We start from the raw sequence: 11,188 nt of genomic DNA on the forward strand, positions 1-11,188 counted from the left end.
GGGTGATGCCGGCGGGCGGCTACGGACGCGCCTCCCCGACCCACACATCGTCGTAGCGCGCGACCACGGGGGCATTCGTCGCGGACCCCGAGAGGTAGGACGTGAAGCCGGCACGCCCCGGCTTCTGGAAGTCGGCTGCCGCGTCGCTCGTGGACAGCTGCCAGCTCGCCGGCTCCGCGGTGCCGACCGGCCAGACCTTCATGCGGATGACCGTCGGCGAGGTGCCGACCGCCTGGGCCCTGACCACCAGTTCCTTCCCCTGGGTGTAGTCCAGTGAGGAGATGACCGTCTGGTTCACGAGGATGGTGTCCTTGCGGAGCAGGAAACCGGTCACCGACCCATTCGGCTGGAACTGCAGTTTCGCCGTGTAAGCACCCGCCCCGGTCACGTCGCGCACCAGGAACGACTGGTGCACCCCTCCCCCGGTGGCCACCTTGTCCAGGGAGATGGTCGTACGGACCTCCGTATCGGTCGAGGACACCGAGTTCAGGTAGACGGAGGGTCCGGCACCCGCGGAACCCATGCGGAGCTGCCCCTTCCCGTTGGCGACCGAGAAGTTGGCGAGCGTGCCCGAGTAGGAGTACGCCCCGCCGACGTCTGCGCTGCCCCAGCCCGAGCCGAGGACCCTGGCGAAGGCGTCGGTCGCGAACGCCCGCGGCTCGATGACCGGCACCTCGACGATCAGACGCTGCTCGGACCGGGCCTCACCGCCGTCCTCGTCGCGGACGACGAGTGCGACCGTGTAGGTGCCGGCAGCGGCGTAGGTGTGGCTCGCGAGCTTCCCTGTGGCCGTCGCCCCGTCCCCGAACGACCAGCTGTACGAGAGCACGGCGGATTCGACGTCCGTGGACCGGGCGGCGTCGACCGTGAGGTCCAGCCCGGACACCGCAGGGGTGAACGAACTGGTCGGCAGGCTGTTGGCGACCGTGACGGTCTTCTCCGTCGTCGCCGTTCGGCCGGCGGCATCCGTCACCGTGAGGACCACGCTGTAGGCGCCGTCTGCAGCGAACCGGTGCGTGGGCGTCGCGCCGACTCCTTTGGTCCCGTCCCCGAAGTCCCAGGCGTAGCCGGCGACGGTCCCCGTGGAGGACGTGGCATCGACTGTCAGCTTCCGGCCGAGGGTGCTCGCGTCGAACGCGGCGAGCAACTGGGGTGATACCGACACGGATTGCGTCGTCGAGGCCTTCGCGCCACGCCCGTCCGTGACCGTCAGTGTCACGTCGTACGTGCCGGCAGCACGGTAGACGTGCGACGGCTCGGCGCCGGTGCCGGTCGTACCGTCACCGAAGGTCCACGAGTAATCCGAGATCGCCCCGTTCGGGCTCGTGCTTCCCGCACCGCTGAACGATGCGGAGAGGTTGTCGGTGCGGACGGAGAACGTGGCCGTCGGGCTGGCCGGCGGTGCTACCTGCGCCGTGACCGTCCTGGTCACGCTCGCCGTCGCCCCGTCGTTGTCCGTCACGGTGAGCGTCACCTCGTAGGAACCGGCGGCGGCGTAGGCGTGCTGTGCGGTCCGCCCCGTCGCCGTCGCCCCGTCCCCGAACGTCCAGGCGTAGCCGGCGATCGTGCCGTCGGCGTCGGTCGTCTCGGAGCCGTCCACCGTGACGCGGAGATCGGTCGTCGAGACCTGGAAACCTGCCGTCGGCGACTGGTTGACCCGGGTGACATCCACGGTCGAGGCGAACCGGCCGGTCAGCCCCTTGTCGTCCGTCACCGTCAGCGTGACCTCGTAGGAGCCGGAGGCCGCGAACCGGTGGTCGGCAACGGCACCGGTGCCGGTCGAGCCGTCCCCGAAGTCCCAGCCGTATGCCGTGATCGAGCCGTCGGAATCCGTCGACCCGCTCGCGTCGAAGCGCCCGTCCAGACCCGTGCTCGTCGTGTCGAACGTTGCGACGGGTGCCGCGTTGCTCACCTGGATCCGGCGCTCGGTACTGGTCCGGCCGCCACGGTCGTCGACGACCACCAGGGTCACCGTGTAGGTCCCGTCGCGTCCGAACAGGTGGGTCGACGTCGGGCCGTCCGCCGTCGCGCCGTCCCCGAAGTCCCAGCTGTACGACGCGATGGAGCCGTCGGGATCCTTCGACCCGGAGGCGCCGAACGCGACGGAGAGGCCGGTTTGCGTGGCCTGGAGGTCGGCGACGGGAAGGACGTTCGGCGCCGAGGCCGAGACGGTCTTCGTGGTGGTCGCCTTCCCTCCGCGGTTGTCCGTCACGGTGAGTGACACCTCGTAGGAGCCTGCCTTCGGGTAGGCGTGCTGGACGCGCGCTCCCTCCGCCGTCGTCCCGTCCCCGAAGGACCAGGACCATCCGGTGACGGTTCCGTCCGGGTCGCTGCTGCCGTTGCCGTCGAGCACGACGTTGAGGTCATCGACCTCCGAGGTGAACGCGGAGACCGGGAGCTTGTTCGGCGGGACGACGATCTCGTAGTGCGCCTTCACCCTCTCCCCGGACAGCTCCTGCGGATACACGGCGATCTCATCGATGGATCCCGCGAAGAAGGCGCTGCTGGAGCCCCAGGTGCGGTCCCCGCCGATCCGCCAGAAGCCGGTGTAGGCCTGCGCTCCGGTCTGCGGATTCGTACCGACGATCGCGCCGTCGACGTAGAGCTTCATGCCTGCCGCCGATTGGCTGGCCACCACGTGGTGCCACTCGTTGTCGTTGTAGGTCGCCGCCGTCTGGATGGTGTTGGTCTGGCCCGTGTAGGTCCCGAAGATCAGCTTGCCCGAATCCTCCATGTACACGTGGCGGTCGTAGCTGCCGGACAGGCCCGTGTTGGCGTTGCCGAAGCCGATGATCTTCCCGCCGCGGCGGGTGTCCGTCTTGAACCAGGCCTCGACGGAGTAGACCCGGGGGTTGTCCGTGGACTTCGTTGCAGCCGTCATGCCACTGGTGCCGTCGAAGGCGAACGCCTTCGTGGCGACACCCTTCACGACGCCGGTGGCCTCGCGGGTGACGTTGCCGCCCACCAGTCCTTCGGTCCGCGAGGTGGAGGAATCGGCAGCGTTCCCGGAGCCCGAGTCGTCGAGGCGCCAGAACAGGGCCGGATCGTCCGCATCGACGGCTTTGCCGTAGGCATCGGTGGCCGGCGCGGGCACTGCCGCGGTCCGGCCGCTCGCCGTGAAGTGGTTGAGCACCACACGACGGTCCAGGACAGCAGGGTAGAGCGCCACTTCGTCGATGTCACCGGCGAACCGGCTGGAGCTGGGCGAGTTGGGCCACCCATTCAGGTTGTCCCCGCCGATCCTCCAATACCCGCGGTATACCTGTCCGGCGGTGACGTCGGCCCGAGCCGCCTCGCGCAGCCCGTCGACGTACAGCGTCATGCCGTCCGCGCCCATCGACGCTGTAATCAGGTGCCACTTGCCATCGTTGTACGCCCCGGCGGTGCGGAGGGTCGACGTCGCCCCGTTGTACACGCCGAAGGTGATGCGGCCGTCGTTCGACATGTAGACGTGCCGATCATTCTTGCTGGAGTCACCGGTCTTCGCGTTGCCGAATCCGATGATCTTGCCGCCCTTCGTCGACTCCGTGCGGATCCACGCCTCGACCGTGAAGGTGTCGGGCCCGGGCTCGACCGTGCTGGTCGCTCCGAACGCGCCGGCCGTCCCGTCGAAACGGGTCGTGGTGGTGGACGGCATGAAGCCCTCCACGCCGCGGGTCAGCCCTGTGCCGGCGACCGCATCGTTGAAGCCGATGTTGTCGACGAAGGAGCTGCCGGACTGTTCGTTCAGGGGGAAGTACGCCGAAGCGCCGTCCTTCGCGATGAGGTCGGCATAGGCACTGCGGGTTCCCGCTCCCACCGTCACGGGGTCCGACCTCGGACCGATGTACTCGTTGCCGGCCGCATCCTTGACCCGGACCCGGTAGGTGTGGGTCGCTCCTGCGGTGCGCGAGGTGTCGAAGTACCCCAGGGTCTTGACCTTCCACCAGCTCGAGGGCTCGGTGATCGTCGTGATCGCGGTGAGGCTGTTGTCTCGCAGGAGTTCGTAGGTGAGCTTCTCGTCGTCGTAGTCCCACGTGGTGGGCCAGGCGACGCGGACCGATCCGGCCTCCAGGGAGACGGCGGTCGGCTTGAGGGCCGTCGTGTACTCCGGACGGATCTTGTTCGGTGCGACGGTCCTCGGCCCGAAGACGGCGAGACCCTGCTGGGCCACTCCGTTGACGGTGGTGAATTCCCCGCCGACCACGACCTTCGTGCCGTTGTTGTCCATCGCCCAGCCGCCCTGGTACTGGTTCGTGTAGAAGCCCGTATTGATCGACGGGTACCAGTGGAGCTGGGTGGGGGTGGGCTGGCCCGAGTAGAGGCTGTTGCTGCCCGGCGGCGCCTGGTCGGTGCCCGTCGCGTAGGTCGTGTTCCCCATCAGCCGCCGCCAGATCTGCGGGTTCTCCTCGGGGAAGCTCCCGACAGATGCGCAGTCGTGCGCGTGGGAGACGAAATACATGATGTCCCCCATGACCGAGACGTCGCTCGTGGACCCGTAGCAGTTGTCGAGCCAGATGAGGTCACCCGTCGCGAAATCAGCGGCGAAGCGTCCGTCGAACCAGTGGCCTCCGTCCCCATTGGCGCCTGCGTACACGACCCCGTCGCGAAGGACCATCTGCGTCACCCATGAGGAACTGGTGCCCGCGGCCGCCGGGATCGGCGTGCTCGACCAGGCCTGGTTCGCTCCGGAGACGCCGTCGACGGCGCCGACGCCGATCTGGCGGGCACCGTTCAGCTGCTGGAAACGCCCGCCGAGGACGACGCGGCTGTTGTCCGGGGCAGCGACGATGGACTGCACCATGCCGGTGGCGTCCGGTGCCCACGGCAGGAGAGCGCCCGTGGTGCGGGCGACGGCGGCGACGTTCGAGCGCGAGGACCCTCCTGCGTTCGCGAAGGATCCGCCGAAGAACACCCGGTCACCCGTCACGGCGATCCCGTAGACACTCCCCGACGCGGAGGACTTGAACGTCGGGTCCAGCGCACCTGTCGCGGTCGTGAACGCCGCGATCTTGCTGCGCGCCTGACCGCTGACCGTGGTGAAGTCCCCTCCGATGAAGAGCTGCTTCCGGTCACTCGTCAGTTCGATGGCCCGGGCCTGCGCGTTGAGATTCGGGTTCCACGCGAGGATGGCTCCCGTATCGATGTTGAAGGCCATGGCGTTGTTCCGGACGACCTCCCCGGCACCGCCGACGGCCACCCCCGACGGCCGGGCGCGCGTGAAACTGCCGACCGCGTAGGCGATGTTGCCGTCGACGGCGGTCGACCAGACCACGCCGTTGATCTGGGGGGCGACGAGCGAGTCGGCGCTGACCGTCGTCGGGAGCGTCGCGGGGACGGGCGCGACGACCGGATCGACGGCCTGCGCCGGCAGAGCAGCGAAGGATGAGGCGAGGACCACGCTGACGGAAAACGTGGCGATGGCCTTCGCCACACGCGACACGAGCCAGGGACGGGAGTGGACGTTACGTGGTGCTCTGGGCTCAGACATGCGTCTCAGACCGCCTTTTCTGCGGAGCGGAGGATGGGGTGGACGGGTACTCGGTATGCATGGGTGATGCGAGGACGAAAAGACGAAGGAAGGCGGCCCCGGCGAGCGAGCCGGCCGCGGCGCACAGGGGCGCGAGGACGAAGGAGCCGGACACCGCGACCGCCGCGGTGGCCAGAGCCAGCGACAGGACGGTCTCCGTCAACCGGACGGCGAACACCGTGGATGCCTTGCCCCGCACGGCTGCGAGCGAGCCGTAGGGGATGCTGAGGCCGATCCCGAGGGCCAGGCACAGCCATCCGGTCACGGCCAGCGGATCGGGTGCCCGCCCGGTGAGCAGCGGACCGGCCACCGGCAGCAGGAGGAGCGCCGCGGTCGATCCGACGACGGTGAACACGGTCAGGGCGACCACTGCACGATCCGCGCGACGGAGCAGCTCGTGCAGGGGCCGTGAGGAGTCGCGGGCGTAGGAGGAGAACAGGAATGAGGAGAACCCTCCGACCAGGAGGAGCCCGGGTGCCGCGTAGACGCGGGCGATCTCGAGTTCTCCGGCCGCGGCGAGACCGACGACGACGATGACGACGAAGCGGATGCTCGCAAGGAGCGCCGGCCGCAGACCCTGCTGGGCGGCGCGCCACACACCGAACGCCGCCACCCGGCGGAGGGCGGCCCTGCGAAGGGGCACGAGATACCGCTCTGCCCGGGGCAGAGCGAGGAGCCCGGCGAGGGCTCCGGCCGTCTGGCCCACCAGGACGGCAAGGATGAAGTCGATCATCTCCAGTCCGTCACGCGCCGCGACCAGGAGGAGGACGGCCGAGCCGAGGATCATCGTGACGTCCACCAGGGTGACCCGACCGAAGCTCAGCGTGATCATGTGGTGGCGCCGCACGATCTCCTCGCCGATGAAGGCGAAGGCGGCCAGGCCGACGATCACCGACCCTGCGGGACCCGTGAAGCCGGCGACGAAGCTCGCGACAGCGACGACCACCGAGATGGACGTGGCCAGCAGGAGGAACCACACCTCGAGCGCTCCCCTGACCGCCGGGTCCCGACGGTCGAGCACGGTCATGCTGTCACCGACGAAACCGCTGACCAGGCCTGACCCCAGCACGAAGATCCCGTAGAGGAGGCTGAACAGGCCGACTCCCGCGAGATCGATGCTTCTGCTCGCCACGAGGATCAGGAGCATGCTCCCGATGGCCTGGGTGCAGGGGGCGAGCGCTGCGAGTCCGGCCGGCAGGAGCCGCGCGATGCGCTGCCTCATTCGAAGCTGCCGCTGAAGGTGGCGACGGCGTGGTCGCCGTCCACGTCGAGGTAGAAGGTGGCCGCGCCGATGTCCTGGCCGACCTGGAACACGTAGGTGCCGGTGGCCGTGTCTCCGGGTGCAAGGGTCCCCGAGAGGTCCGCGGCTGCCTCGACGTCGTAGGCCGGAGCTGCGGGCAGTGCCTCGTCCCCGACGAGGAGCGTCGCCACCACGGAGTCGAGGGGGATCTCCTCGTCGGAGAGGTTCTTCACGTCGACGTCGATGGCGACGTAGTCGGCCCCCGTGACCGCCCCGACCCCGGTCGCCGTGATCGTCCCCCGGGCGAAGCCGCCGGTCGTGGCCGACAGTCCATCGCTCCAGGTGGCCTCGTCCGCGAAGGTGACAGGATCGACGGACTCCTGCCGGAGCGACGATCCTTCACCTCTGTCCACCTCCGGTGGTCCACTCGACGCAGGCTCGAAGGCCGGCCCCCCTGCCGGACCGCCGGTTTCACCGGGGTCCGGCCCGGGCTGCGGGTCGGCGGGACTCGCCGACGCCGATGCAGCAGGGGAGGCAGTCGCTGCCGGATCGTCACCGGCCTCGTCCTGCCCGCCGCTGCACCCGGTGACGAGCGCGCTGAAGGACAGGAGGACGAGTACGGTTCCTGCGAGACGGCGTGGGACGCCGGGGCGGCGGTGTGCCGTGTGACTGCGGTTCATGTGAGACCAATCTTTCGATGCGCCCCGAGAGGACGAACAAACTGTGGACAGCCTAGAATCGGGGCCACATCAATACACGAGTAGTAACTACCTGTCGTCGCGCGGATCGGAGCCCGGAACCACCCGCAGCTCAGGGATCGTGGCGCCCCGCCCGCCGGCGGCGGCGCGCGGGATCGCCGGGGAGGGCACGGCGGCAGTTCGTTGCGCTGATCGAGCGCCTACGAGCCGGCTCGGTCCAGCGGGAAGGCACCCGACCGGCGCCCCCTCGCTCCGCGCCGGCCTGCAAGCTCGGCGCACAGCTGCTCGTAGCCTTCGGCGACGCGGTCCCAGTCGTAGGCGAGGGCATCGGTCTGGGACTTCTTTCCCCTGAGAACCGTGTCCGACTCCGACGCCTCCGAGGCATGCACGAGGTCGGGGATGTCGGCGGGACCCGAGAAGTATTCGCCGTTGCTCCCGAGCACCTCACGGTTGAAGTTCACGTCGAACGCATTCGTCGCGACGCCGGCTCCCATGGCGCGCAGCAGCGACGGGTTCGTGCCACCCACCGAATGACCGTGCCAGTAGATCCGCGCGTTGGCGTAGAGCTGGTCCAGCAACTCCTGGTCCCAGATCCCTCCGACGAAGCGCACCCGCCGGTCCCCCAGCGACTCGATCCGCCGTGTGTACTCGTCCGCGTAGGGCGCTAACCCCACGACCACGAGTGGAAGCGTGGCCTCGCTCCTCACATACCCCTCGACGATCACGTGGACATGGTTCTCCGGCTCGAAGCGGGCGACCACGAGGTGGTACCGACCCGGCTCGAGATCCATCTCCGCGAGTCGGTCCGAGGCTCCGCCCTCGAGGATGGGGGCACCGTAGGCAAGATAGGTGCTCTCCACGCCGAACTCGGCGCGGTAGTAGTCCTGGATGCCGGCGGCATCAGCGATGAGGGCGTCCGACCATCGGACCGCGAGGGATTCGGCCACCCGGTAGTAGCGCTTCCCCACGGTTCCCCATTTGGCGCGCTTCCACTCGAGGCCGTCGACGTGCGTCGCCACCGGGATGCCCGCCGCACGCAGGACCGGCAGCCAGGGCGAGTTCGCGGAGTTGAAGACGATCGCGACATCCGGGCGCCGGAAGAACAGATGTCCTGCCGACAGGCCCGTGTGGCTCAGCGTCTCGAGTGACCGCTTCTTGAGTGCCGGTAGATGCACCAGCCGCATGCCCTTGTACTCGGTCTCGGCCTCGGCGCCTTCGGTCGTCCTGCAGTAGACGACGACGTCGTGCCCGAGGGCGGCCAGACGTTGACCCACCTCCTCGACCGCTGTCTCGAAGCCCCCGTAGCGGGCAGGGACGCCGCGCGTGCCGACGAGGGCTATTCGGAGGGGCTTCGAGTGAGACAACTGATGCATGGCGGGCTCCCAGACGTGGTGTGCGGACTCCCCCGGGAGGGAGCCCTGCACGGTGTGTGTTGGTTCAGCGGGCGGCTTCGTGGACCGCAGGAGCGTTGAGGAGCTCCAGGGTCCGCCGGAGGAAGGTACTCGAGGTGTGGACGGTGTAGGGGAAGTAGACGACCTCGACGCCCACCCTGCCGAAGGTCTCCTCGAGGGCGAGACCCTGGGGCGTGCCTTTCCAGTCATCTCCCTTGAAGAAGACGTTGAATCCCAGTTGCTTCCACATGTCGAGCTTGGTCGGCTCGGTCTCGGCGACGGCGCGATCCACGAACTGGACGCTCTGCACGATCTCCAGTCGCTCGATGAGGGGGATCACCGGGGTCCTGCCCTTGTTCTTCTGGAGCAGTTCGTCCGAGACGACCCCGGCGATCAGGAAGTCGCACTCGCTCTTCGCATGCCGGAGGAGGTTGAGGTGACCGACGTGGAACAGATCGAAGGCGCCGGCTGCATAACCGATACGGATTCCCATGGAGCTTCCTTTGCTGCCGGGGTGCGATGCGGGAGCGTCCGCCGGCGCGGAGAGATCGGACGAGGACTGGTCGGTGCGCATCAGTAGGCGCCGACGGGTTTGAGCATGACCTTGAAGGTCCGCCACATGATGATCAGGTCTCCGGTGACCGACCAGTTCTCCACGTAGTACAGATCGAGTCGCACGCTTTCCTCCCAGTCGAGGTCGGAGCGGCCGCTGACCTGCCAGAGGCCCGTGAGCCCCGGTTTGATCAGGAGCCGTCGGCGCGTGTGCTCCTCGTAACCGGAGACCTCGCTGAAGAGTGGCGGTCGCGGTCCGACCAGCGACATGTCGCCCCGGAGGACGTTCCAGAACTGCGGCAGCTCGTCGAGCGAGTATTTGCGGATGACCGCGCCGACCCGTGTGACCCGCGGGTCCTCCCGCAGCTTGAAGAGGACGCCGTTGCCCTGGTTCTGTTCCTTGAGCAGTTCGAGTTCGTCCTCCGCCGTCGTGACCATGGATCGGAACTTGAACATCCTGAAGACGGCCGAGTCCTTTCCCGCACGCTCCTGGACGAAGAAAGCCTTCCCCGGTGTGTCCCGGCGGATCGCGATGGTCAGCGCCAGGAAGAGCGGCGCCAGGACGAGCAGGGCTGCCGCGGACACCGCGACGTCGAGCGCACGCTTCATGAGGTGCCGCCCGCCGGTGAACTGCGGGAGCTCCACGTGCATCAGGGGAAGACCCTCGACGGGACGCATCGTGATGCGGGGTCCTGCCACATTGGTGAGGGCCGAGGCCAGGACCAGCTCGGTCGACGAGCCCTCGAGCCGCCATCCGAGTTCGCGGATGTAGGAGCTGCCCTTGCGGAGGTGACCGGCGACGATGACCGCGTCGGCACCTGTGTGGGCGACGAAATCCTCGATCTTCCGCAGTCCGCTCACGACGGGGACGAGACGGTCCCCGGTCCGGAGCGCAGCCGGGTTCGTCTTGCCCTCGTAGACCGCACCGACCACCGCGTACGCGGCGCCGGACTTCTTCGCGAGCTGTGCCGTGACGTAGCGGACGTCTGCCGGCCGCCCCACCACGACGACCTTCGACAGGTAGTGGCCGAGGCGGCTCTGGCGCAGCAGCCACTGGCGCCACATCCACCGGCTCGACAGCAGGAGCAGCGTCCCGGATGGCAGGGCGAGGACCAGCAGGCCGCGGAAATGGTCGAGGTTCAGGAGGACGACCAGGACGGCCGCGACCGCGAACGTCGCGATACTGGCCCGTACCACCCGCTTGTACTCCCCTGCACCCGTTCCGATGAGGCGCGGATCCCGGGTGCGGAACACCGACATGGCACAGATCCAGCCCGCGGCGATCGCTCCCCCGAGGCCGAGGACGTCTGCGATCCTCGCGACGCTCGCCTCGAGGGTCAGCAGATTGACGGTGAGCAGGAGGATGCCGAGGATCAGCACGGAGTCCGTCGCGAGGAGCGACAGTCGGTATCGACGCCTCCAGGCGGTGCCGGACGTCGACAGCGGCTGGTGCGCGGCGGCGATGCCCTTCGTGGCGACGACGCTTCCGAGAGCGCTGTGCAGCTGGGTCATATCGATCCCCCTTCGGGTGTTGCACCGGCGTCGTCGATTCCGACGCTCCGGTCGTACTTCTGGGGAGCCGACGACGGCTGGGGACGGACCTTGGTCTCAGAAGGTCCTGACATCGCCGGCTCCGATCGTGGGTGCTTCGTGGTGGCGGCCGTTGCTGCCGTCGCGAAACAGGAGATCCGGGCGGGCACGACGGAGCGGTCGGTGCCCCCCGATCCGGGGAGGAAGTGTTGGTGAGTGCCTACCTGTAGATAGAGGCGAGTGCCGCAGGATGGACGACCCATGAGTG

6 protein-coding genes are annotated in these 11,188 nt (G+C 68.5%); all 6 read right to left on the reverse strand.

Annotated features, from left to right (window positions below):
• Positions 1-19: 19 nt before the first annotated feature.
• The 6 genes from FJV46_RS01030 to FJV46_RS01055 all read right to left on the reverse strand — a co-directional run bounded on the left by FJV46_RS01030 (position 20) and on the right by FJV46_RS01055 (position 10,902).
• Positions 20-5,470 (reverse strand): PKD domain-containing protein, encoded by a 5,451-nt coding sequence (locus tag FJV46_RS01030; protein WP_087030920.1) that lies wholly within the window; start codon positions 5,468-5,470, stop codon positions 20-22.
• Positions 5,463-6,731, reverse strand: coding sequence for an MATE family efflux transporter (locus FJV46_RS01035; protein WP_087030923.1), 1,269 nt, complete (start codon positions 6,729-6,731; stop codon positions 5,463-5,465). The genes FJV46_RS01030 and FJV46_RS01035 overlap by 8 nt, the downstream gene beginning before the upstream one ends.
• Positions 6,728-7,429: a DUF4352 domain-containing protein gene (locus tag FJV46_RS01040; RefSeq protein WP_087030926.1), complete on the reverse strand. Its 702-nt coding sequence runs from the start codon at positions 7,427-7,429 to the stop codon at positions 6,728-6,730. The genes FJV46_RS01035 and FJV46_RS01040 overlap by 4 nt, the downstream gene beginning before the upstream one ends.
• A 218-nt stretch (positions 7,430-7,647) precedes the next feature.
• Positions 7,648-8,820 (reverse strand): DUF1972 domain-containing protein, encoded by a 1,173-nt coding sequence (locus FJV46_RS01045; protein WP_087031885.1) that lies wholly within the window; start codon positions 8,818-8,820, stop codon positions 7,648-7,650.
• 64 nt (positions 8,821-8,884) lie between these two features.
• Complete coding sequence (locus tag FJV46_RS01050) at positions 8,885-9,331, reverse strand: FAD synthase family protein (protein ID WP_087030929.1); 447 nt, start codon at positions 9,329-9,331, stop codon at positions 8,885-8,887.
• Between the two features lie 80 nt (positions 9,332-9,411).
• The gene (locus FJV46_RS01055) at positions 9,412-10,902 is read right to left on the reverse strand and encodes a sugar transferase (RefSeq protein WP_087030932.1); all 1,491 of its coding nucleotides are present in this window, start codon (positions 10,900-10,902) and stop codon (positions 9,412-9,414) included.
• Between the last annotated feature and the right edge of the window lie 286 nt (positions 10,903-11,188).

The organism is Arthrobacter agilis, from assembly GCF_006494655.1.
Taxonomy (GTDB): domain Bacteria; phylum Actinomycetota; class Actinomycetes; order Actinomycetales; family Micrococcaceae; genus Arthrobacter_D; species Arthrobacter_D agilis.